At 68.1% G+C, this 23437-nt stretch carries 15 protein-coding genes; 5 read left to right on the forward strand and 10 right to left on the reverse strand.

Annotation, left to right across the window (positions count from 1 at the left end):
- Positions 1-115 precede the first annotated feature (115 nt).
- The 7 genes from IEQ11_RS23475 to IEQ11_RS23505 form a co-directional block, all read right to left on the reverse strand.
- Positions 116-2869: an autotransporter outer membrane beta-barrel domain-containing protein gene (locus IEQ11_RS23475; RefSeq protein ID WP_191821991.1), complete on the reverse strand. Its 2754-nt coding sequence runs from the start codon at positions 2867-2869 to the stop codon at positions 116-118.
- A gap of 172 nt (positions 2870-3041) precedes the next feature.
- Complete coding sequence (locus tag IEQ11_RS23480; protein ID WP_191821992.1) at positions 3042-5378, reverse strand: MMPL family transporter; 2337 nt, start codon at positions 5376-5378, stop codon at positions 3042-3044.
- Entirely contained in the window at positions 5378-6064 is a 687-nt protein-coding gene (locus IEQ11_RS23485) for a LolA-related protein (protein ID WP_228464666.1), read from the reverse strand. The genes IEQ11_RS23480 and IEQ11_RS23485 overlap by 1 nt, the downstream gene beginning before the upstream one ends.
- A complete protein-coding gene (locus tag IEQ11_RS23490; protein ID WP_191821993.1) occupies positions 6024-7004 on the reverse strand; it encodes a lysophospholipid acyltransferase family protein in 981 nt (326 codons plus the stop codon). Before IEQ11_RS23490 ends, IEQ11_RS23485 begins: the two co-directional genes overlap by 41 nt.
- Entirely contained in the window at positions 7001-7321 is a 321-nt protein-coding gene (locus IEQ11_RS23495; protein ID WP_046658254.1) for an ApeI family dehydratase, read from the reverse strand. The genes IEQ11_RS23490 and IEQ11_RS23495 overlap by 4 nt, the downstream gene beginning before the upstream one ends.
- A gap of 317 nt (positions 7322-7638) precedes the next feature.
- Entirely contained in the window at positions 7639-8346 is a 708-nt protein-coding gene (locus IEQ11_RS23500) for a COG4648 family protein (RefSeq protein WP_235592234.1), read from the reverse strand.
- Between the two features lie 250 nt (positions 8347-8596).
- The gene (locus IEQ11_RS23505; RefSeq protein WP_036108074.1) at positions 8597-8866 is read right to left on the reverse strand and encodes a phosphopantetheine-binding protein; all 270 of its coding nucleotides are present in this window, start codon (positions 8864-8866) and stop codon (positions 8597-8599) included.
- A gap of 219 nt (positions 8867-9085) precedes the next feature.
- Here IEQ11_RS23505 and IEQ11_RS23510 point away from each other — a divergent pair, with 219 nt between their 5' ends.
- Entirely contained in the window at positions 9086-10492 is a 1407-nt protein-coding gene (locus tag IEQ11_RS23510) for an NAD(P)/FAD-dependent oxidoreductase (RefSeq protein WP_191821994.1), read from the forward strand.
- A gap of 14 nt (positions 10493-10506) precedes the next feature.
- A complete protein-coding gene (locus tag IEQ11_RS23515; RefSeq protein ID WP_191822031.1) occupies positions 10507-11505 on the forward strand; it encodes a chorismate transformation FkbO/Hyg5 family protein in 999 nt (332 codons plus the stop codon).
- Between the two features lie 159 nt (positions 11506-11664).
- Here IEQ11_RS23515 and IEQ11_RS23520 read toward each other — a convergent pair whose 3' ends face one another.
- Positions 11665-17757 carry a beta strand repeat-containing protein gene (locus IEQ11_RS23520; RefSeq protein WP_191821995.1) on the reverse strand — a complete coding sequence of 2031 codons (6093 nt, stop codon included), beginning with the start codon at positions 17755-17757 and terminating at the stop codon, positions 11665-11667.
- A gap of 366 nt (positions 17758-18123) precedes the next feature.
- Here IEQ11_RS23520 and IEQ11_RS23525 point away from each other — a divergent pair, with 366 nt between their 5' ends.
- The 3 genes from IEQ11_RS23525 to IEQ11_RS23535 all read left to right on the forward strand — a co-directional run bounded on the left by IEQ11_RS23525 (position 18124) and on the right by IEQ11_RS23535 (position 20631).
- Positions 18124-18558: a hypothetical protein gene (locus IEQ11_RS23525; RefSeq protein ID WP_191822032.1), complete on the forward strand. Its 435-nt coding sequence runs from the start codon at positions 18124-18126 to the stop codon at positions 18556-18558.
- Positions 18551-20206: a PA domain-containing protein gene (locus IEQ11_RS23530; protein ID WP_096417004.1), complete on the forward strand. Its 1656-nt coding sequence runs from the start codon at positions 18551-18553 to the stop codon at positions 20204-20206. The genes IEQ11_RS23525 and IEQ11_RS23530 overlap by 8 nt, the downstream gene beginning before the upstream one ends.
- 176 nt (positions 20207-20382) lie before the next feature.
- Positions 20383-20631, forward strand: coding sequence for a hypothetical protein (locus tag IEQ11_RS23535; RefSeq protein ID WP_036108061.1), 249 nt, complete (start codon positions 20383-20385; stop codon positions 20629-20631).
- Positions 20632-20759: 128 nt separating this feature from the next.
- Here IEQ11_RS23535 and IEQ11_RS23540 read toward each other — a convergent pair whose 3' ends face one another.
- Positions 20760-22349, reverse strand: coding sequence for a dipeptide ABC transporter ATP-binding protein (locus IEQ11_RS23540; protein ID WP_191821996.1), 1590 nt, complete (start codon positions 22347-22349; stop codon positions 20760-20762).
- A complete protein-coding gene (locus IEQ11_RS23545) occupies positions 22346-23191 on the reverse strand; it encodes an ABC transporter permease (protein WP_198338918.1) in 846 nt (281 codons plus the stop codon). The genes IEQ11_RS23540 and IEQ11_RS23545 overlap by 4 nt, the downstream gene beginning before the upstream one ends.
- Positions 23192-23437: the final 246 nt, after the last annotated feature.

Genomic DNA, 23437 nt, shown 5'->3' on the forward strand with positions numbered 1-23437 from the left:
ATACAACGCCGAGCGCCGTACACCGGTCGATCCATGGCCGGCTCGCAATGGGAAGATTGCCGGGGAACGGGTTTTGGTCGAACAAACTCTCATCGAGCCAATCTCATCGCGATGATTACCATCGATAGCGCAGACCAAAGCCCAGATTACGCGAACGCAGGTCATCGCCGTGCCGATAGCCATAATTCAGAAACAGCTCGGTCCGTTCGCCGTGCCTCAGGTGCAGGCCGACATCGGCCAGCGCCCGCTGCTTCGGCAGGCTGGCGCCGCGAGTCTGGAAGACGACGGCCGGAGCGCTCTCGAAGGTCGCGTCAAGACGCGCGTAATCGTCAGCGTAGCCGCGCAGCGTGCGCGCCTCCAGGCTCGGCGATACGATCCAATCGCCGATGCCAAAGTTGGCGCTCCAACGCAAGCCGAGGCTCGCGGTAAAGCGGTCGACCTTCAACGCCCCGCCGCTCAAGCCGAGGCCCTGCGCTCCGCTCTCGCGGAAGCCTTCATTGTCAAGACGGGTGTAACTAACGCCCAGCAACGGCTGCAACCGGGCCGCGCCCAGGTCGAAGATCCAACCGGCTTCAAGATAGGCACTGTAGCTATGCCCGCCATAATGCGAATCGGCGTGCCGCGAGATGTCGCCTACGACGATGCCGCGTTCGATCTTGTTGTCCCAACGCGCGTAACCCACCACGGCGTTCAAATATCCCTTATCGCCGTGCAGGCCCGCGTACAAGTCCAGCGCTCCGATATCGGCTCGGCCGCGGTCGCGCGGTCGCAGATCGGCATCGTATTTCTTGAACTGTGCGCTGGCGCCGAGCAGCAGCGAATCGTTGATCCAGCCGTCTATGCCGAGCGTGGTCGCGCGCGTGTCGAGATCCCAGCCGTGAGCGTTGCCGTCGCCGCCGAACTTCGAGGACGCGGCTTCGACGCGCACCCATGCGCCTCCGCCGTCACGCCCGCCGCCGTCTCCGCGTTGCGCGAGTACGCGTCGGCTCAGATCCTGACCGTACAAACTTTGCTCATCGAGCAGCGCGCCCGCGAAATCGGCGTGCGCATCGCCGGACAACCGATCCATGCCGGCCAGCGCGCCCGCGACGCTGAGCGTGGTCAATTCTTCAATTACTGCTTGCATGTCCGCGCCAGGACGACCGGAGGCCGAGATCGTGTCCAGCGCGCCGGCGACGCCGCAACGATTGGGCGTGTCGCAAACGTCCGCGAATTGGGTATCGCTGCGCAATACGTCGAGATAGGCACGTTCGGCGTCGTAAGCCATCGCCAGCTTCAGGAACGGCTGGTTCTGAGTCAGCATGTCGAAACGGCCGCTCACTCCACCTTGCGCGTAGATGAGCGTATAGCGGGTTCCGTAAGCGTACTGCCCCGGTGCCTTAATCACGTCGACGCTACCTTGAAGCGTCGCGTTGCCCACGACCGACAGAATATCCGACGCCCCATTGGGTGAGATGTCGATCGCCAGTCGACCTCCGGGGCGCTGCACGTAATTGCCTAGCACGCGGATGGGGCCATCGGGCGCGACCGTGCCTTCGTTGATCAGATCGCGCACGCCGCCGCTGCCGACCAACGAGCCTGCCGCCCGGATAACAGTCGTTCCACCGTGCGACATCGTCTTGAGCAGCAGGCGGCCTTCTTTGACGTCGGTGGTGCCCTGAAAGTACTGGTCATCGTCGCGCAGGATCGAGAGCGTTCCGGTTCCGATTTTCAACACCGTGCCGCTACCGTGCAGCTCACCGACCTGGTCGTCGCGCCCGAGCAGGCCGAGTGTCAGGCTGCCGCCACCTAATACGACGCTGTTTTCCGTCCAAAGCGATCCGATCGAAAGCGGGATGCGCATCTCCGACAACTGCATGGACGGCCCGAACCGACCGCCCATAGCGGTCAGCGACAGACCGTCGGCACGGGCGTTGTCGCGAAAAACGACCGCCCCGCGTGTGACGACGGTCGCCTGCCCCGCATCGGCGGAGTCCATGAACGTAAGTACACTCTGCTGAGGCAGGTCGATGATCGAGCGGCCAGCGTTGCTGCGACCACTGAAGTTCACGCTTCCGCCCCAGACCGAGGAAATTCTTGCGTTGCCCGCGCTGGATTCGCCTTCGAAACCGACCACGCCGAACCGATCCTCCAAGTTGACCCGGTTATCGATGACGATGTTGGCGTTGCCGGCGCTGGCCTGATCGACGAAACGCAGTCTCGTACGGCCCAGCGAGAAACCGTTGACCAGGGTAATGTCGCGCGCGCCGGCGTTGGCCGCGCCCTGGAACCGGATTTCGCTTAGGTCGAGCGCGCTGAGCGAACCGCTACCGAGCGCGCCGGTCGCCGAAATGGCCAGGACGGCCGAGTTGCCCACCGTCGTGCCACCGCCGTAGGTATTGCCCTGGCCGCTAAGCAGCAAGGTACCCGCGCCGGACACGGTCAAGCCGCCGGCACCAGTGATCGTCGAGTCGATCGTAGCTTGGGTGGCCGCATCGACCACGATCGCGGCCCGCGGCGCGCCGATCGCGAGCTCGCCGGCGGCGGCGCCGAGCAAGCGATAGCCGTTGGTGTTGCTTCTGAACTCTAGGCCGGTGAAGGTTTGCGCGCCGTCCACCGTGACTGTGTCGCCGGCCGCCGCGGTGCGGAACACGGCCACGCCCGGGATCCAGACGCCGGTGCTGCCGTCCTCACGCGTCCAATTGGCATTGCCGGCGTTCCACACGCCGCTACCGTTGTCCCAATAGTTGATCGGATCGGCAGCCGAGGCCGCTCCTGGCGTCAGCAACCCCATCGTTACCGCAAGCGTGAGCACGCTGCGGAAGGCTCGGCAATCACCGGCCATCGATTTCACTCGCCCCGCCCCAAGAATAGCCGTGTTCATCTTCATCGTCCCTGTCCTCTATCAACAGCCGCAATGCATCGCGTATCACGCGAGCATGCCCTCATGTCATCGCACGGCATGATATCCGCGAATCACGTCGCGACCGGTGGCGATGGGCTAAAGCGCCGTTCAACCGCTAATCCGGGGTGGGGTTACGTCGAACTCGCGCTTCACCGCGTCATGACTCAGCATCGGACATCACCGTCGGCTCACGCACGATCAGCAGCGCGAGCACGAAATTGAACGCCACGCCCAACGCGACGGTGGCGCCGATCGCGCGCAGCACCGGGATCGACGACAGGCCCAGCAATGCGAACACCAGCAGCGTCGTCAGGCTGCACACGATCACCGCGTGCAAGGTGCGCAGTTGTTCGGCGCGGTCGTCGCCGGCGTGGTCGAAGAACAAGGCGTAATCCAGGCCCAGGCCGGCTGCGAGGATCAGCGAGACCAGGTGGAACAGATTCAATTCCACGCCCAGGCCGCGCAACACCGCGAGGATCAACAGCGTGGTCAACGCCATCGGCGCGAGCACGCGCAGCACCCGCCGCGGCGAGCGCAGCGCGATCCATACCGCGGCGGCGAGCAGCACGCCGGCCAAGCCCAGGGCCAGCAACACCCGGCCGCGGTATTCGGCGACCAGCGACTCCGACGCCTGCTTGAGATCGAGCAACTGGCCGCCGTGTCTGCGCACGACCTGCGCCACCGCGCCCGGATCGTGCAGGCCGCTCAGCGACACCAGCGCGGTGGCATGATCGCCGCGCTGCAGCAGCAGTCCGTCGACGCTGACCGCCAGCGGCGTATCGGCCAGATCGCGCGGCGTCAGCGGCGGCGCGTGCCGCGCGCGTTCGACATCATCGAGGAACTCGGCGAAGGCGTCGCTGCGGAACGGCGTCGCCGCGACCGCGCTGTCGAGCGCGGCGCGCAGATTCGTCGCATCGGGCAACCGGCGCTGACGTTCGCGCTGGGTCTTGATGCTCGGCAGGTAGCGCGCGGCCAGATCGTAGCCGGCGATCGCGCCGCGCTGTCGCAGCAGCGGCAGCTCCGGCAGCAGCGCTTCGGACGCCTGCAACGCGGCCTCGGCGTCGCGGCCTTCGATGGCGATGATGTAGCGCACGTCCGGCGCGCCGAGTTCGCCGCGCAATTGCGCGTCGCGCGCCAGCGCCGCGTCCGGCACCGGGGTCAGCTTGGCCAGATCGTTCTGCCAGAACGCGCCCGGCACGAACAGGATCACCGCCAACGCCAGCGCCGCGATCAGCGACACGCTGGTCACGCCCAGGCGCGGCCAGCGCGCGAGCGCGCTCCACACCCGCGCCAGTCGCACCGAGGTGGCGACATCGCGCGGCGCCGGATCGATCAGCGCCGGTAGCACGAAGCGCGTCGCCAGCGCGGCGGTGGCGAGGCCGACGATGGTGAACACCGCGAGTTGCTGCAGTCCGTCGACGCCGGACACGAAGAAGGTCAGATAGGCGATGCAGGTCGAAGCCACGCCGGTGCCCAGCGTCGGCCACAAACTGCGCGCGCTGGCCCACGGCGACAGCCCGGGCCGCTGATGACTGAACAAATGGATCGGGTAATCCTGGACCACGCCGATCAAGGTGAAACCGAACGCGACGGTGATGCCGTGCACGCCGTCGAAGATCGCCGCGACCGCGCCCAAACCGGCCAAGCCCGCGGTCGCCAGCGGCAGGCCGCCGATCAGCGGCGCCTTCCAACTGCGATACGCAAGCCACAACAGCGCGATGAACACCAGGCTGTCGATGCTGCCGATCAGGCTGGCTTCGCGCTGGGTGCGGCCGCCGATCTCGACCGAGAACGCGCCCGGCCCGCTGATGGTGATGCGCGATGCGCTGGTGCCGCGCGCCTGTTCGAACGCGCCGCGGATGGCGTCGATCGCGCTTTGCTGACCGGTCGGATCGAACCCGGCCGCGCGCGTTTCCACCGCCAGCAAGGCCTGCTTGCCGGCGCGGTCGAACCACACCCCGTCGAGCGTCTGCGGCGCCTGCGCCGGTTGCCAGGCCTCGGCCAGGCGCAGCATTTCCAGGGTCGGATCGCTGGCCAGCAGCGGTTCGATCAATTCGCCGGCCGGCGAACCCAGGTCCTGCACGCGGGTGTCGAGCTGGTCGCGCAGATAGGCCGCGTCCAGCGGTTGAGCGTCGAACGTCGGCGACAGCAGATAGCGGTAGGGACGCAGCCGCTCGGGCACAGACTCCAGGCCGAACCCGCCGCCGTTGGCGACCAGCTTGAACTGCGGCTGCGCGCTCAGGCGTTCGCGCAGCGCCGTCGATTGCGCGGCCAGCGCGGCCGGGTCGTCGCCTTCGAGCGCGATCAACAGCAGGCGCGAACCCGGGCCTTCGCCGAGTTCGTCGATCAGCAGTTTCTGCGCGGGGGTCTGCGCGCTCGGCATGAACCGGCGCAGATCGCCGCTGAGCTTGAGCTGGCTGCCGATCGCCCAGCCGGCCAGCGCGAGCAGCGCCAGCCACAGCAGGGCGAAGCCGATCCGACGCGCGGGCGTCATCAACGCGCGGCGCCGTGGCCGCGGCACAACGCCGCGAGCCGGCTCGCATCGTCGATGCCGACGGCGTCGCGCGCGGCGCTGCTGAGCAAGGTGCGCTGTTGTTCGTTGCCGCGGGCCGGACGGGTTTCGATGCAGCGCAGTTCATCGTCGCGGCCGAGCAGCACGATCTCGCGGATGCGCGCGGCGAGCTTGGCGTCCTTCGGCGTCATCGTGATCGTCCACTGCCGGCGGGTGCCTTGCGCGCTCAGGCGATAGTGCTGTTCGAGCGCGGCGCGATCGCCGCCGAGCAGCGCGCCGAAACTGGCCTGCAATGCGACCAGTTCGGGCGCGCGCGACAGCGAGAATTTTTTCGCCGGCTTTCCGGCGCGGGCGATGCTGACTTCGCCCTGGCCCGGCTGGGCGCCGGTGCGGATGGTCGTGGTCTCGGCGTAGGGCGCGCGCACTTCGCGCACCAAGGTCGAGGCATCGGGCCGGCGGTATTCGCCGGACACGCGCAGCGGCGCCTTGAGCAGGGCCGAGCCGCGCACCTCAACGAAATCGGTGCGCGCCGGAATCGGCTGGGCCAGACGCGGCAGGATCACCGCGGGATCGGCCGGCGCTTCGCCCGCTGTCGCGGACGCCGCCGCTGCTTGCGCGAGCGCGGCCTCAGTAACCGGAGCGGCGTGCAGCGACCCGACGCTGGACATCAGCGCCAACGCCAGCGTCAGGCAGTGCTTGTTGGGGGTCATCGGCATGCCAGAAATCGTAGAAGTTGAACCAGTTGTAGGGCGCGCTGCGGGCGTGGGCCTGCAGGCGCTCGGCGTAGCGCTGGACCAGCGCTGCGAGGATCGCCGGACGGTTATGCCGTTCGATCGCCACACCCTCGCTGAACGTTTCGAACACCAGGTCGTAGTGCGAGCCGCCGCGGTACAGGCCGAAGCCCAGCACCACCGGCAGTTTCAGCGCCGCCGCGATCAGCCACGGCGCGGTCGGAAACTGCGCGCTCGCGCCAAGGAACGAAGCGCTGGTCGACGGTTCGCCGGGCGCGGCGCGATCGACCAGCAGCGCGACCAGCGCGCCCTCGTCGGTGGCCTGCTTGATCGCGAACACGATCGACGGCCCGTCCTGGCCGGCGTCGATGACGTTGCGCGCGATCTGCGGATCCATCGCATCGAGCAACTGGGTGAGCTGCGGGTTGTGGGCGCGATCGAGCACCACCCGCACCTTCAGGTCCGGCCGTTGCCGCGCGAGCACGCGCAGCGCTTCGAAGCTGCCCAGGTGCGAGCCGAACAGCAGCATGCCCTGGCCGCGGTCGAGCTGGCGGTCGATCGGCTCCAGGCCGCTGATGTTGACCTTGAACCGGTCCATGCCGCGGCTGAGCATGTACACGCGGTCGAGGATGGTCGCGGCGAAGGTGTGGATATGGCGGGCGACGTCTAGCAAGGTCGGCGGACGATCGAGCACCCGCGTCAGGTACGCGCGCGAGGCGCGGCGCTCGGGGCCGCGCACGATCAGGAAGTAGGCGACGATCGGGTACAGCGTGAGCCGCGCGATCGAGCGGCCGCCGTTGCTGGCGATGAAGCGGATCAGGTGGAAGGCGAAACGGCTGCCGCCTTCGGGGCGTTGCTTCCAATGCGAATCGTTCATGCCGGTTCGTCCGTGGCGGTCGCCGGAGCCGACGGCGGCTCGGCGACGATCTCGCCGCTGGCCAACAGCTCGCCCGCATGCAGCACGCGAAACCGCCAGCGCGCCGCGCCGAGGGTGTCCAGTTCGATCTGCGCCGACTGCTGCGGCAGCAACGGCCGCAGGAACTTCACCTGCGGCAGGCGCAGACCGCTCAGCGGCCCATGCAGCGCTTCGACCGCTTCGATCACTCGATCGAGCAGCACCACGCCGGGCACCAGCGGGCGGCCCGGAAAATGGCCCGGCAGGCAGGGATGATCGGCGGCGAGGGCGAACGGCATGATGCGGACAGGCTACGGCGCGAAGGGTGAAGCCGAAGGATAAAGCAGGCGCCTGGGAAGCGTGACGAAAACTGCAGTTTCCCGATCAGCTCCCTCTCCCGCTTGCGGCGACCAGAGGGAGTGCAGAGCTGAGAGGGCTGGGGTGAGGGTCTCCGGCAACTGGCGGGCTCACCCACCCCTCGCGCCCTCATCCGGCCCTTCGGGCCACCTTCTCCCGCAAGCGGGAGAAGGATTCGTCACCACCGACGATACATTCCACACGGATGCCTCTAGTGCAGATATTGAGAAGCGCCAACTTACGCCGATGAATCAAACGCTCACGAAAACAACTCTTTCCAGAACCCCGGCCCCAGCTGCGCCATCTTGCGCAGGAAATCGAAGAACCCCTTCTCCGGCCGGTCCTTGAACAAACGCCGACGGACCAGGTACTCGCCGGCGAACATGCCGCCGACCACGCCGTAATTGAGGATGTTGGCGAACCACGACCACTGCTCCTGGGTGATCGCCAGCGCCGGCGTGTGGCCCAGTTGCGCCAGCACCCCATCGGGCACCGCGATCATCGCCAGCGCGCCGTTGACCAGGCCCAGCCCGGCCAGCACGCAGGCCCACAGCAGGGTCAGACGGCGGGTGTAGCGGTACAGGTCCGGCGCGAGTTCGCGCGGCGCGCAGCCGTGCAGGGCCGCGACGATGCGGGTGATCAGGCCCTCGCGCGGCGCGCGCAGGCTGCGGCCGAACCACCACGCCAGCCAGGCGTTGAACAGTACCGGCGGGGTCAGCAGCAGCATCTGTGCGTACGGTGTCGGCGCGATCGCGGCGAGCGCGCCGAGAAGCAGCGCGGTCGCAAGCCACGGCAGCGCGCGCAATCCGAGCAAACCGTCGATGGTCACGAACACCACCAAGTCGGCCAGGGCCAGCGCCGCCAGCACGCCGCTGCCCTCGTGGCTGGCCCAGTGCGCCAGCAACGGATAGGCGATCGCGAGCAGCAGTCGCGCCGGTCCGCTGAGGCTGGACGATGAATCGTTCACGGGATCGAAGGTCCGGCGGGGCGCATGGGCGGGGCGTGCATGACGGGCCACGATAACGGCGGCGCGCGCGCGATGCGCCGGCCGAACGGCATGGATGAGCGATACGAGGTCAGGCGGGACGCGCCGGAACAGGCCGAGTCACGCCGGCTGGAGCGATTGCGCCGGAACGGGTCGATAAGAGCCGTTACCGGCCGATCTGGGCCGAATCAAACGGCCCGAACCGAAGCCGCGCCCACGCCGGCGCGAAGGCTCAGGCCGCGCGGTGCTGTTCGATATGACCCGACAGCGCGCGCAGCGAGGCGAAGATGCGGCGGTTCTCGTCGCTGTCGGAGCGCAACTGGAAGCCGTAGCGCTTGGTGATCGCCAGCGCCAGTTCCAGCGCATCGATCGAATCCAGGCCCAGGCCGTCGTTGAACAGCGCCGCGTCCGGCTCGATCTGCTCCGGCGTCACGTCTTCAAGATTCAGGCTCTCGACCAGCAACTGCGCCAGTTCGCGTTCGGCGGGGCTTTGTTCAGACATCGGGCGATCCGGTAACGGCGTAAGCGAGGGGCGCCACGATCCTTCATCGCGGCGCAGCGTGCAACCGGTCACAGCGCGCCGGCCACCGGGCCGACCCGCCCGACCGCCTCATTCGTCAGCAATTTCAACCGCTTGCGCATTTTCGGCGATAAATCTGCTGCCCTGCGTCTTGACCTGACCGGCGCACAGTCGGGCGGAGCCGCAGGCTATCATTTGCGCATGAACTCACCTGCTTCCCTGCCCGGGACGGCCGCCACGCCGGTCGGCGCCGTTGCATCCCACGATTCCAAGCCACTGCCGGACGAGGTAACCCAGCTCGAGGTCGACGTGCTCGTCGTCGGCGGCGGCCCGGCCGGCACCACCGCGGCAACCCTGCTCGCGCGCAAGGGCTGGAAGGTGCTGCTGCTGGAAAAGGGCAGCCACCCGCGCTTTCACATCGGCGAATCGCTGCTGCCGATGAACCTGGCGATCCTCGAACGTCTGGGCGTGCTCGAACAGGTCCGCGCGATCGGCACCCACAAGCCCGGCGCCGAGTTCCCGATCGACGCCGATCGCTACAACACCTTCCGTTTCGAACGCGCGCTCAATCCGCAGTTCGGTTACGCCTTCCAGGTCAAGCGCGAACAGTTCGACGAATTGCTGTTCCGCCACAGCCAGGCCAACGGCGTGGACGCGCGCGAACGGGTCAAGGTCGAGAAGGTCGAGTTCAACGATCAAGGCCGCCCGGTCGCCGCGATCGCGCGCGATCACGACGGCCGCGAGCTGCGCATCCGCATGCGCTATCTGGTCGACGGCAGCGGCCGCGACACCTTCATCGGCTCGCAGCTCAAGCTCAAGCAGAAGAACACCCTGCACCAGTCGGCGGCGATTTTCAGCCACTTCACCGGCGTGCAGCGCCGCGACGGCGAGGACGCCGGCAACATCACCGTGCAGCGTTTCGCGCATGGCTGGATGTGGCTGATCCCGTTGCAGGGCGACGTGATGAGCGTGGGCGCGGTGTGTTTCCCCGAATACCTCAAGCAGCGCCGTGGCGAGACCGAGGCGTTCTTGATGAAGACGCTGGAGTCGGAACCGTCGGTGGCCAAGCGCATGCAGGGCGCGCAGCGCTGCGGCGAGGTACACGTCACCGGCAACTATTCCTATACCTGCTCGCGGATGACCGGGCCGGGCTGGGTGATGGTCGGCGATGCGTACGCGTTCGTCGATCCGGTGTTTTCCTCCGGCGTGTATCTGGGCATGAACAGCGGCGAGCAGGCCGCCTCGGTGGTCGACGGCGCGCTGCGCGAGCCGGCGCGCGAGGCCGAACTGCAGCGCGGCATGGTGGTGCGACTCAAGCGCGGGCTCAAGCATTTCCAGTGGTTCATCTACCGCTTCACCACCCCGGTGATGCGCGAACTGTTCAATGCGCCGCGCAATTTCTGGCAGGTGGAACAGGCGGTGATCTCGATGTTGGCTGGCGACGTATTCGACAACAAGGCGGTGCTGCGGCGCCTGCGCCTGTTCCGTTTCATCTATGCGATGACCGCCGTGCGCATGGCGCCGCAGGCCTTGCGCGGCTGGTTGCGGCGCAAGCGCCAGGTCGGCGTGGAGTTCCGCGGCGACACGCTGCAGCAGGGCAATCCGTGAGCGCCGCGCCCTCCATGTTGACCGGCCCGCACTTGCAGGTGGATTACCTCGACGGCACGCCCGAGCAGGTGCTCGCGCACGACGACACGCTGGCGGTGTTCGGCTTCGGCCAGGACGCGCCGCATCACGACGACCCGCGTTACTTGCGCGTGGCGCTGGAACCGTTCGGCGACCGCCGGCTGGAACGCTGGCGCGCCAGCGGCCCGGTGTCCAGCGGCCGCGACGGCGACCTGGCCTGGTCCGAGGACGGCGCGCTGCAGTTCGGCGTGATCGAACTCGACGAGCCCGAGCCGCTGCCCGGCGAAGCCACCAACGGCGAGATCGCGCGCGCGGCCGAGTACCTGTACCGCAAGCTGATCGCGTTCACCGCGCAGCGCGGTTATCCGCATCTGCTGCGGATCTGGAATTACCTCGACGGCATCACCCTGGGCCACGGCGACGAAGAACGCTATCGGGTGTTCTGCGTCGGCCGCGCCGCCGGCCTGGGCGAGTTCCCGATCGCGCGCCTGCCGGCCGCGACCGCGATCGGCCGGGTCGACGGCGCGCGCCGCCTGCAGGTGTACTGGCTGGCCTCGCGCACGCCCGGCACGCCGCTGGAAAACCCGCGCCAGGTCAGCGCTTACCGTTACCCGCGCCAGTACGGCCCGCAGTCGCCGAGCTTCGCCCGCGCGATGCTGCCGCCGCAGCCCGGCGCGATGCCGTTGCTGCTGTCGGGCACCGCGGCCGTGGTCGGTCATGAGTCCAAGCACGTCGAATCGGTGCTGGCCCAGCTCGACGAAACCCTGACCAACTTCGACAGCCTGATCGACGCCGCGCGGCAACGCTGGCCGAACCTGCCGCCCGCGTTCGGCGCCGGCAGTTGCCTGAAGGTCTACGTGCGCGACGTGCAGGACATCGACACCGTCGCCGCGGCGCTGGACCGCCGCTACGGCAACCGCGTCCCGCGCATCCTGCTGCATGCGGCGATCTGCCGGCATGAGTTGCGGGTGGAGATCGATGGGGTGCATGGGTAGGACGGGAATCGGGAATCGGGAAAGAGCTCGAGGCAGGACCAAGAAAAAGGGAGGCCGAAGCCTCCCTTTTTTATTGCGTCTTCGTATCGGGTTTGATCGGCAACGAGAATCGTCTGCCGCTTTTACGATTCCCCATTCCCGACTCCCGATTCCCGCCCCTTACAAATCGACCCCAAAGCCCACGCCGCCCGAGCTCTCCGAGCCCGAGAAGGCCGCGCCGATGCTGATCGACACGTTCTCGTTGATGCGGCGGCCGTAACCGATCGCCAGGCCGCTTTCGCCTTCCTGGAAACCGGCGCCGACCGACAAGCGGCCGCGACCGGGCTTGGCGTAGGCGTTGTTGGCCGACATCTGCGCCATCGCCGCCGACATCGCGCCGTTGCGGCTGACCCGACGATCGAGATCTTCGAAACGATCGTTGACCTCGGAACGGAAGGTGCCGAAGTCCAGGTTCAGATTGCTGATGCGCTGGTCGGTGTAGCTGTTGGCCGACTGCAGGGTGCGCGCATCGCCGGCATCGGCGCGGGTGTTGGCCTGCTGGATCTGGGTGTTGGTGTAGTTGGTCGAGGTCTGCACCGAGGCCACGTCGCCAGCCTGCATCTGCCGCAGGTTGACCGCGTCGGTCGGCGCGGCGCCGTCGGCGAGGTTGGACACGCGGGTGCCGTTGGCGCCTTCCAGGGTCAGCTGATTACGCGAGGCATCGTCGTAGTTCGCCGACAACGGCGAACCGCCCGGGCCTTGCGGACCGGTGGGGCCGTCCGGACCCTGCGGGCCCTGAGGACCTTGCGGACCCTGCGGCCCTTGCGGGCCCTGCGGACCGGCCGGGATCGCCGCGATGCGCCCGTACAGATCGGTGATCCGTCCGTCGACCGCGCCGAACGCCGAACCCACGTCGTTGAACGCGCTGCCCTGGATCGTGTAGGTCGGCGCGACGAACACGCCGCCGGTGAAGCTGGCGCCGGCGCCGAACACGCCCATCACGTTGTTGAGCTGCGACAGGTTGACCGCGTCGGTGTCCTGGCTGGCGGCCGCGACGTTGACGATCTGACGCTCGCGACCGGCCGCGCCCACCGACACGGTGTTGGCGCGATCGGCGAGCGAGCCGTTGCCCAGCGCGACCGAATCGGCCGCGGTGGTCTGGCTGTTGTTGCCGAGCACCACGCTGTCGGCGCCGCTCGCGGTGTTGCCGTTGCCCACCGCGGTGGCGTTGTCGCCGTCGACGGTGTTGGTGTTGCCCAACGCGGTGGCGTTGGCCGCGATCACCTGGTTGGTCGAACCGAAGGCGCTGCTGCCCGCGCCCTGCACCACGTTGAAGTTGCCGAACGCGCTGCTGTTTTCGCCGATCGACTGATTGACGTAGCCGAATGCGCTGGAGTAATCGCCGCTGGCGTCGTTCAAGGTACCGACCGCCGCGCTTTCCATGCCGCGGGCGGTGTTGCCGCGGCCGATCGCGCTGGAATCGGCGCCGCTGGCGACGCTCTCATAGCCCAGCGCGCTGCTGCCGACACCGCTGGATTCGCTGCCTACGCCCGCCGCCACGCTGTTCGCGCCAGTCTGGGTACCGCGAACCACGAAGCCGTCGCCGACCGTGGTGATCGCGTTCTGCAACTGACGCACGTTGACCGCATCGGTCGCCTGCGATCCGTCGGCGACGTTGACGATCTGACGCTCGGCGCCGGCCGCGCCGACCGAGACCGTGTTGGCGCGGTCGGCGATCGAGTTCGAACCCAAGGCAACCGAGTCAGCCGCGGTGGCCTGGCTGTTGAAACCGGCGGCGAGGCTGTTGGCGCCGCTGGCGGTGTTGCCGCTGCCGACCGCGGTGGCGTTGACGCCTTCGACGGTGTTGCCGTTGCCGATGGCGTTGGCGTTCTCCGCCGAGACCACGTTGTCGCCGCCGACCGCGTTGGCGTTGAGCGCCGTCACCTGGTTGTCGCGACCGAAGGCATTGGCGCCTTCGGCGGTCACGATGTTGAAGTTGCCGACCGCGCTGCTGTTCTCGCCGCTGGCCCGGTTGACGTAGCCGAGCGCGCTGGCATAGTCGCCGCTGGCTTCGTTGACCGTACCGACCGCCACGCTCTCGGCGCCGCTGGCGGCGTTGGCGCGGCCGACCGCGGTGGAATCGATGCCGCTGGCGACGCTCTGATAACCCAGCGCGCTGCTGCCCGCACCGCTCGACTCGCTGCCGGCACCGGCCGCGACGCTGTTGGCGCCGGTCTGGGTGCCGCGGATCACGAAGCCGTCGCCGGCCGTGCTGATCGCGCCCTGCAACTGACGCAGGTTGACCGCATCGGTCGCCGCAGTCGCATCGGCGACGTTGGCGATGTTGCGTTCCGCGCCCGCCGCGCCCACCGACACCGTGTTGGCGCGGTCGGCGATCGAGTTGGAACCCAACGCGACCGAATCGGCGGCCGTGGCCTGGCTGTTGAAGCCGGCGGCGAGACTGTTGGCGCCGCTGGCGGTGTTGCCGTTGCCGATCGCGGTGGCGTTGGCGCCGGTGGCTTTGTTGCTGTTGCCGAAGGCATTGGCGTTTTCGGCCGTCGCTTCGTTCTCGCCGCCGAACGCGTTGCCGTTGACCGCGGTCACCTGATTGCCGCGACCGAAGGCGTTGCCGCCCACTTCCAGCACGCTGTTGAAATTACCGAACGCGCTGCTGTTCTCGCCGAGGGTCTGGTTGACGTAACCGAACGCGCTCGAATACGCGCCCGAAGCATCGTTGGCCGTGCCGAATGCCGCGCTTTCCAGCCCGGTCGCGGTGCTGCCGAAACCCACCGCGCTGGAGCCGTCGCCGCTGGCGATGCTGAAGTTGCCCAGCGCGCTGCTGTTGGCGCCGCTGGCCTCGCTGCCGACACCGGCCGCGACCGCGTTCGCGCCAGTCTGGGTACCGCGAATCACGAAGCCATCGCCCATGGCTTGCAATTGACGCACGTTGACCGCATCGGTCGCCTGCGAACCGTCGGCGACGTTGACGATCTGACGCTCGGCGCCGGCCGCACCGACCGACACCGTGTTGGCGCGGTCGGCGATCGAGTTGGAACCCAAGGCCACCGAATCGTCGGCCGTGGCCTGGCTGTTGAAGCCGGCCGCGAAGCTGTTGGCGCCGCTGGCGACGTTGCCGCTGCCGACCGCAGTGGCGTTGGCACCAGCGACGTTGTTGCCGTTGCCGATCGCGCTGGCGTTGGCGCCACCGACGGTATTGTCGCCGCCGAAGGCATTGCCATTCACGCCGTTGACCGTATTGAGGCGACCGAAGGCATTCGAACCCACGCCATTGGCGAGGTTGAAATTGCCGAAGGCGCTGGCATCGTCGGCACCAGCGACGTTGACGAAACCGACCGCGCTGGAACCGCTGCCGCTGGCGGTATTGGCCGCGCCGACCGCGGTGCTGTCGTCGCCGCTGGCGACGCTGCCGCTGCCCAGCGCGCTGCTGCCCGCGCCGCTCGATTCGCTGCCGGCACCGGCCGCGACGCTGTTGGCGCCGGTCTGGGTGCCGCGGATCACGAAGCCATCGCCGATCGCCTGCAACTGACGCAGGTTGACCGCATCGGTCGCCGCGGTCGCATCGGCGACGTTGGCGATGTTACGTTCCGCGCCCGCCGCGCCCACCGACACCGTGTTGGCGCGGTCGGCGATCGAGTTGGAACCCAAGGCCACCGAATCGTCGGCCGTGGCCTGGCTGTTGAAGCCGGCCGCGAAGCTGTTGGCGCCGCTGGCGGTGTTGCCACTGCCGATCGCGGTGGCGTTGGCGCCGTCGACTACGTTGGCGTTGCCGAAGGCGCTGGCGTTGTCCGAGTTCACCTGGTTGGTCGAGCCGAAGGCATTGCTGCCCGCGCCCAAAACCGTATTGAAGTTGCCGAACGCACTGCTGTTCTCGCCGACGGCCTGATTGACGTAGCCGAACGCGCTGGAGTAATCGCCCTCCGCACCGTTCAAGGTACCGAACGCCGCGCTTTCCAAGCCGCTGGCGGTATTGCCCCAACCCACCGCGCTGGCGTTGTCGCCGCTGGCGATGCTGGAGTTGCCCACCGCGGTGCTGTTCGCGCCGCTGGCGAGGCTGCCGTTACCGAGCGCGCTGGCGTTGTCGCCGCTGGCCTCGCTGCCCACGCCGGCCGCGACCGCGTCGGTGCCGGTCTGGGTGCCGCGGATCACGAAGCCGTCGCCGGCGGTGGTGATCGCATCCTGCAACTGACGCACGTTGACCGCGTCGGTGTCGTCGGTGCCGTCGGCGACGTTGGCGATCTGACGCTCGGCGCCGAGGGCACCGACCGAGATCGTGTTGGCGCGATCGGCGACCGAGTTGGAACCCAGCGCGACCGAATCGTCCGCCGTGGCCTGGCTGTTGAAACCGGCGGCGAGGCTGTTGACGCCGCTGGCGGTGTTGCCGCTGCCGATCGCGGTGGCGTTGGCGCCGTCGACGGTGTTGTCGCCGCCGAAGGCATTGCCGTTCGCGCCACTCACCGTATTGTTCGCGCCGACGGCGTTGCCGGCATCGCCGTCGACCTGATTGAAGCTGCCGACCGCGTTGCTGTTGGCGGCGTTGGCGAGGTTGCCGGTGCCGATCGCGGTGGCGTTGTCGCCGTCGCTGGTGTTGTCGCCGCCGATCGCGTTGCTGTTCAAACCGTTGGCGGTGTTGCCGCGGCCTGCGGCGACGCTGCCGTTGCCGGTGGCGGTGTTGAAGTTGCCCAGCGCGCTGGCGTTGGCGCCGCCGGCGATATTGACGTAACCCACCGCGCTGGCGCCGTTGGCGCTGGCTTCGTTGGCCACGCCGATCGCGCTGGCGTCGTCGGCGCTGGCGGTGTTGTCGGTGCCCAGTGCCGCCGCGCCGACACCGCCGGCGATATTGCCGCTGCCGAAGGCGTTGCTGTTGGCGCCGCCGGCTTCATTGAGACTGCCGACCGCGCTGGCATTGTCGCCGCTGGCGATGTTGTCGCCGCCGACCGCATTGCTGTTGACGCCGGTGGCGAGGTTGAGACGGCCGACGGCGTTCGCGCCGATGCCGCTGGCTTCGTTGAAATTGCCCAGCGCGCTGCTGTCGTCGGCGCCGGCGGTGTTGACGAAACCCACCGCGCTGGCGCCGCTGCCGCTGGCGGTGTTGGCCGCGCCGACGGCGGTGCTGTCCGCGCCGCTAGCGACGCTGCCGCTGCCGAGCGCGCTGCTGCCCGCGCCGCTGGATTCGCTGCCCGCGCCCGCGGCGACGCTGTTCGCGCCGGTCTGGGTGCCGCGCACCACGAAGCCGTCGCCGAGCGCCTGCAACTGGCTCAGGTTGACCGCATCGTTGGCCTGGGTGCCGTTGGCGACGTTGGTGATCTGACGTTCGCTGCCGGCCGCGCCGACCGAAACCGTGTTGGCGCGATCGGCGACCGAGCCGTTGCCCAGCGCGACCGCGTCGTCTGCGGTGGCCTGCGCGCCGACACCGGCGGCGAGGCTGCGCGCGCCGCTGACGGTATTGCCGTTGCCCAGCGCGGTGGCGTTGATGCCGGTGACGCGGTTGTCGCCGCCGAAGGCGTTGCCGTTTTCGCTCTCGACCCGGTTGCCACGGCCCACGCCGTTGGCGCCGACGCCGGTGACGCTGTTGAAGTTGCCCAGCGCGCTGGCACCATCGGCGCCGGCGGTGTTGACGAACCCGACCGCCGTGGCGCCCTGACCGCTGGCTTCGTTGATCCGGCCCACCGCGGTGGTCTCGCCGGCGCTGGCGGTGTTGCCGCTGCCGACCGCGAGCGACGCGTCGCCCGCGGCGATGTTGCCGACGCCCGAGGCGTGGCTGCCGGCGCCGTCGGCGGCGCTGGCGTTGCCGACCGCCACCGCGCCCAGGCCCGCCGCCGAATTGTTGACGCCCAGCGCGACCGCGCCGGCGCCGTCGGCGCTGTTGTCGCTGCCGAAGGCGTTGGCGTTGTCGCCGAGCACCAGGTTGCCGCGGCCGAACGCGTTGCTGCGCGCGCCGCCGGCCTCATTGAAATTGCCGACCGCGCTGCTGTCGTCGCCGCGGGCGGTGTTGACGTAACCCAGCGCGCTGGCGCCCGCGCCGTCAGCGCTGTTGGCCTGACCGATCGAGACGCTTTCCTCGCCTTGCGCGGTGTTGCCGTTGCCGCACGCGATCGCGTCGGTGCCGTTGGCGCTGCTGCCGCCGCTGTTTTCGTTGCTGGTGTCGCCGTCGTTGAGGTCGCAGTTGTTGCCTGCGAACGCTACGGGTGCTGCGACCACGTTCATACCGATGACGCTGGCGATAGCCAGCGCCAGTAGGGTGCTGCGATTCATGCGTTTTCCCCCTAATGGCTGACAAGAACCGGATTCGGAACCGTCGAAGCGCGACCATGCTTGTGACCGCGCCCTCCCCGGCACCGGTTTGGTTAACCATAAACGTTTTTGTGCACTTTTTTACATTGGATCCGGTATATAAATTCTGTGGCCTGATGAACACACTGAGCACGGCCCCGTTCATCACGCTGCAATGCAGCAAATTCACCATGGCCGGTTTTGCCTGCTTTTTTACGTCCTTGTGTTCGATCCGGTTTCGTGCGCAAACTCGGCTGCGGCTTGTCGTTGCTTCACACAAATAACCGCATTCGTTCGTATAGAAACACCGTCCGAACGAGTCACCATTGCCAATTCTTAGGGGGATTGATCATGAGTACTCGCTTGAAAGTCGGGCTGTTGATGCCCGGCTTGCTCCTTGCCACCTGTTGCGTGGCCCAAGCCGCCGAACCGTCCACCGCGGACGCCTCGGTTTCCAGTTCCAAGGTCGGCATCGACGCGAACGGAAAGCTGCGTCCGCTGACCGAAGCCGAGAGCCAGGCGCTCGATAAGGCCGCTGCGACGCAGCAAAAGTCGACGGCGAAGGCCCGCACCTTGCGCGGCGCGTTCCCGGCCAACGCAAGCGAGGTCCGCGCCAGCGAACGTCGCCTGTCCAACGGCGCGGTCGCGCGCAAGATGCCGCTGTCGGAGATGAGCACGCTCACCGCCACCCGCGACGCGAACGGCAAGATCGTCATCCAGCACAGCGATCCCAGCGACGACGCCGCTCCCGCCACTCAGCACGGGGAGCTGCCGCGTGAATAAGTCACTGCTCGCCATTTCGATCGCACTCGCCGGCGCCTTCGCGTTCGCGCCGAGCGCGCAAGCCGCCAACCTCACCCTGATCAACGGCGACGACGGCACCGCCGTGGGCCTCAACGATCCGACTGCGGCCGCTCCGGTCGGCGGCAACCCGGGCGTGTCCATCGGCGAACAACGTCGCATCGTCTACAAGTACGCGATGGATGCGTGGGGCGCGGTGCTGCAGAGCAACGTCGAGATCAAGGTGTACGCCACCTTCGCCCGCCTGACCTGTACCGCCACCGGCGGCACCCTCGGCGCGGCCGGTACCAACTGGATCCTCAACGACTTCCCGGGCGCGATTCCGAACACGCTGTACCACTCCGCGCTCGCCGATGCGATCGCCGGCGAGGACCTCGTGCCCGACCCGGACGATCCGGCCGACATCTTCTCCCAGTTCAACGGCGACCTCGGCAAGCCGGACTGCCTGGCGGGTTCGGGCTGGTACCTGGGCCTGGACGGCAAGACCCCGGAAGGCAAGATCAATTTCCTCAACGTGGTCATGCACGAGCTCGGCCACGGTCTGGGCGCGCAAGGGTTCATCAACAAGAACACCGGCGCGCTGCTCGCGGGTCTGAGCGACGTCTACACCAGCAACGCCTACGACAACGTCCAGAACAAGGCCTTCAACGATCCGGCCATGACCGACGCGCTACGCGCCACGGCCATGAAGACCCCGGGCCGCACGGTGTGGAACGGCGCCCAGGTCAACGCTCAGGCGCCGCTGGTCCTCGACCGGCGCACCGTGCTCAACGTGACCGCGCCGGCCGCGGCCGCGGGCAGTTACGAAATCGGCTTCGCCGACTTCGGCCCGGCCCCGTCGGCGACCAGCTTCCCGGCCGGTCAGCTGGTGCTGGTCAACGACGGCGTCGCCGCCGCGTCGGTCAGCGACGGTTGCGAAACCCCGTTCGTCAACGCCGCCGCCATCGCCGGCAAGGTCGCGGTGATCGATCGCGGCACCTGCAACTTCGCGGTCAAGGCCAAGAACGCGCAACTCAACGGCGCGGTCGCGGTGGTGATCGTCAACAACACCGGCGGCGTGGCGGGCATGGGCAACTCGGCTCCGCCGATCACCGACATCACCATTCCCACGGTGATGATCTCGCAGGCCGACGGCGGGCTGGTCAAGGCCAATCTGCCGGCGACGGCGGGCGCGCTGGTCGATCCGAACTTCCTGCAGGGCGCCGACCGCAATGGCCGCACGCGGCTGTACGCGCCGACCGTCGTCGCGGTCGGCTCGACCTTCTCGCACTTCGACACCGACCTGCAGCCGAACGCGCTGATGGAACCGTTCGATACGCCGGAAGTGCAGGCCCAGTTCGACGTCGATCTGACCCCGGCGATGTTCGTCGACATCGGTTGGACGCTCAATCCGGGCAACGCGATCCTCGGCACCTGCGACACCACGGTCAAAGCCCTGGAAACGCCCGGCCTGATCATCGGCGCCAACATCACCGCCGAGAGCAAGCTGTGCGCGACTAACGCCCACGGCAGCCGTGCGCTCTACCTGCGTTGCATCTCCGATCACGCCACCGAGTTGCAGCAGATCGGCGCGATCACCACCACGCAGTTGGGCAAGGTGCGTCAGTGCGCGGCGACGGTGCGTCCGTAAGCCTCACGCTGCAAGCATCGTTATAGCGTTGCAAAAACCGGCGCCGCGAGGCGCCGGTTTTCTTTGCGCCAGCTGAAAGCGCGAAGGTCATGGCGACCTGCGGCACTTGAATTCGCCGCCGCAGACGCTACGTTGCACCCACAAGGCCAATCCGGCCGCATGCGGAGTACGACACGATGGGATTGATCAGCCTGCTCTGGGGCATTTTCGCGCTGGCGTGGATGGTCCTGGCCCTGATTCCGTTGCTCGGCTGGGGCAACTGGTTTCTGATTCCGTTCGCCGCGGTCGGCGCGATCATCGCCGCGATCGGCCTGTTGTTCACCAAGTCTGAAAACAACGGCCGGGCCAAGACCGGCCTGCTGCTCAACGCCATCGTGATCGTGGTCGGCGTGGTCCGTCTCGGCATCGGCGGCGGCATCATCTGATCCCTGCTTCACCCGATGCGTTCGCGCTGCGCCGTCGCGATGGCGGCGGCGCAGCGACGATCGATCGCAGTCAGTCGTAGCGCCAGAGTGCGCGCGACACCGTCGCGCCACCCACCCGAGGCATTCGCCTAAACCGATCCGATCACCGCCGGCCGCGCCGCCAGCAGCGCGCGCGTATGCGCGTGCCGCGGTGCGCTCAGCACCTGCGCGGTCGGCCCGGTCTCGACGATGCGTCCTGCTTCGAGCACGGCGATGCGTTCGGCCACCGCCGCGGCCGCGGCCAGATCGTGAGTCACGAACAACAACGCCAGCCCGCGTTCGCGCTTGAGCCGCGCGAGCAAGGCCAGGATCGCCGCGCGATGATGCGCATCCAGCGCCGACACCGCTTCGTCGCAGACCAACAGATCCGGCGATGTCGCCAACGCGCGCGCGATCGCGATGCGTTGGCGCTGGCCGCCGGAAAACTGATGCGGATACCGATCCAACATCGCCTCGTCCAGGCCGACATCGCGCAGCAGTTCGGCCGCGCGCGCGCGGCGTGCGGCCTTGTCCAGGTTTCCGTGGATGCGCAAGGGCTCGGCAACGATCTCGGCCACGCGCAGACGCGGGTCGAGCGAAGCATACGGATCCTGGAACACCACCCCGGTCCGCGCCCGCAACCGTCGCAAGGCCGCGGCATCCAGCGAGCCCAGATCGATCCCGTCGATCGACACGCGTCCCTGCGCACCGCGCAACAACCGCAACAACACACGACCCAAAGTGCTCTTGCCGCTGCCGCTTTCGCCGACCAGGGCCAGACCTTGGCCGCGCCTTAGTTCGATATCGACCCCATCCAGCGCCGGTCGCGGCGCACGCGGATAGCGCATCGACAAGGCTTCGCCGCGCAGCAACGGCGGCGTGTCGTTATCGGCCTGCGCCGCCGGCTCGGGCGGCAAGGCGTCGATCCGGTCGGCGGCCAGCAATTCGCGTGTGTACGCATGCGCCGGCGACGCGAACACCGTCGCAGTGTCGCCGCGCTCGACCACCTCGCCGCGTTGCAGCACCAGCAACCGCTGCGCATACGCGCCCACCAGCGGCAGGTCGTGACTGATCAGGAGCAGCGCCAGACCGTCCTCGCGACGCAGCCGATCGAGCAGATCGAGAATGTCGCGGGCGATGCGCGCATCCAGCGCCGAAGTCGGCTCGTCGGCAATCAACACCCGCGGCTGCGTCGCCAGGGCCAGTGCGATCGCGATGCGCTGACGCTGGCCGCCGGAGAACTGATGCGGATAGCGGCGCAAGGCCGCGGACGGATCGGGCAACTGCACGCGTTCGAGCAAGGCCTGCGCCTGGACACCGGCCGCCGTCGCCGACAACCCACGCACCACGCGCAAGGTTTCGTTGAGCTGCGCGCCGATCCGGCGCAGCGGATGCAAGGCCGCGAGCGGGTCCTGCGGCACCCAGGCCAGGGTGCGGCCGCGCAGTCGCGCATGCGCGGCGCTGGCGATCGCGATGTCGTCGCCATCGATGTCCAAACGCCCCTGCGCGCGCAACTGCGCCGGCAACAGGCCGAGCAAGGCCAGCGCGGTCAGACTCTTGCCGCTGCCGCTTTCGCCGACCACGCCCAGGCACTGGCCCGGATGCAGTTCCATATCGAGCGGGCCGAGCAGACGACGCGAGGGCGACGTGCCGCCATCGACTTGGATGCGCAAGCCATGCAGCGAAACCAGCGCGTTCATGCGGCCGCGGCCTGACGCGGCGCATCGCCCTGCGGCGAACGATGCACATCGAGCCAATCGCGCAACCCGTCGCCGAGAAACTGGAACGCGGCCAGCGTCGTCACCAGAAAGCCCGCCGGGAACAACAAGGTCCATGGCGCGCTGTCGAGTTCCTGCACGCCCTCGGCGAGCAGGCCGCCCCAACTGGAAGACGGCTCGTCGATCGACAGCCCGAGAAAGCCCAGGAAACTTTCGACCAGGATCGCCTGCGGCAGGATCAAACCCAAATACACGAACGCCAGCGGCATCAGATTCGGCAGCACATGCCAGCGCAGGCGCTGGCCGAAGCTCGCCCCGGCCGCCTGCGCCGCGAGCACGAACGGCGCCTCGCGCAGCCGCGCGGCCTCCGCGCGCATGACCCGGGCCAGATCGATCCAGACATAACCGCCGATCGCCGCCAGCAACAGCAGCAGCGAACGTTCGAACAAGGTCAGCAGCAGGATCACCACCAACAGGAACGGCAACGCCGAGAACACGTCGAGCACCCGCACCATCAGCCGTTCGACCCAGCCGCCCGCGAGCCCGGCGATCGCGCCGTAGCCCAGCCCGATCACCAGCGCGACCACGCTGGCCAGCAAGCCGATGCCCAACGACAAGCGCCCGCCGGCCAGAGTGCGCGCGAACACGTCGCGGCCGATCGCATCGGTGCCGAACCAATGCCCGGCGGTCCCGGGCCGGGCCGACAGCGCGTCCCAGTCGGGCAGGATCGCGCCGTAGCGGCCGAGCAGGGGCGCCAGCCAGCACAGCGCCGCCAGCGCGGCGAGAACCAACAGGCAAGTGCGCGCCAGCGGCGGCAGGGACATGAACGATCGCATTGCCGCGCATCGTACCTGCTCCAGACCGCGCCGGAGCTGGGTTTCCCCCTGTAGGAGCGGCGCAAGCCGCGACCGCGAAACCACAGCTGCGACGAAACTTTCGGTGTAACCGCGATATCGCGGTCGCGGCTCACGCCGCTCCTACCCTCGCCCCCGGCACATGCCGGGTGGTCATAAGCAGATGAAGCAATACCTTTTCCCCTGGCCCGCGCGCCCGGCCACATTCCCTACATG

Source organism: Lysobacter capsici (assembly GCF_014779555.2).
Taxonomy (GTDB): domain Bacteria; phylum Pseudomonadota; class Gammaproteobacteria; order Xanthomonadales; family Xanthomonadaceae; genus Lysobacter; species Lysobacter capsici.

Excerpts from the sequence above, each read along its gene's own strand:
- IEQ11_RS23495 (WP_046658254.1), bottom strand. The coding sequence starts at position 7,321 with ATGCCGTTCGCCCTCGCCGCCGATCATCCCTGCCTGCCGGGCCATTTT.
- IEQ11_RS23480 (WP_191821992.1), bottom strand. The coding sequence starts at position 5,378 with ATGACGCCCGCGCGTCGGATCGGCTTCGCCCTGCTGTGGCTGGCGCTG.
- IEQ11_RS23505 (WP_036108074.1), bottom strand. The coding sequence starts at position 8,866 with ATGTCTGAACAAAGCCCCGCCGAACGCGAACTGGCGCAGTTGCTGGTC.
- IEQ11_RS23545 (WP_198338918.1), bottom strand. The coding sequence starts at position 23,191 with ATGTCCCTGCCGCCGCTGGCGCGCACTTGCCTGTTGGTTCTCGCCGCG.
- IEQ11_RS23540 (WP_191821996.1), bottom strand. The coding sequence starts at position 22,349 with ATGAACGCGCTGGTTTCGCTGCATGGCTTGCGCATCCAAGTCGATGGC.
- IEQ11_RS23475 (WP_191821991.1), bottom strand. The coding sequence starts at position 2,869 with ATGAAGATGAACACGGCTATTCTTGGGGCGGGGCGAGTGAAATCGATG.
- IEQ11_RS23520 (WP_191821995.1), bottom strand. The coding sequence starts at position 17,757 with ATGAATCGCAGCACCCTACTGGCGCTGGCTATCGCCAGCGTCATCGGT.
- IEQ11_RS23535 (WP_036108061.1), top strand. The coding sequence starts at position 20,383 with ATGGGATTGATCAGCCTGCTCTGGGGCATTTTCGCGCTGGCGTGGATG.
- IEQ11_RS23490 (WP_191821993.1), bottom strand. The coding sequence starts at position 7,004 with ATGAACGATTCGCATTGGAAGCAACGCCCCGAAGGCGGCAGCCGTTTC.
- IEQ11_RS23515 (WP_191822031.1), top strand. The coding sequence starts at position 10,507 with ATGTTGACCGGCCCGCACTTGCAGGTGGATTACCTCGACGGCACGCCC.
- IEQ11_RS23485 (WP_228464666.1), bottom strand. The coding sequence starts at position 6,064 with ATGTCCAGCGTCGGGTCGCTGCACGCCGCTCCGGTTACTGAGGCCGCG.
- IEQ11_RS23510 (WP_191821994.1), top strand. The coding sequence starts at position 9,086 with ATGAACTCACCTGCTTCCCTGCCCGGGACGGCCGCCACGCCGGTCGGC.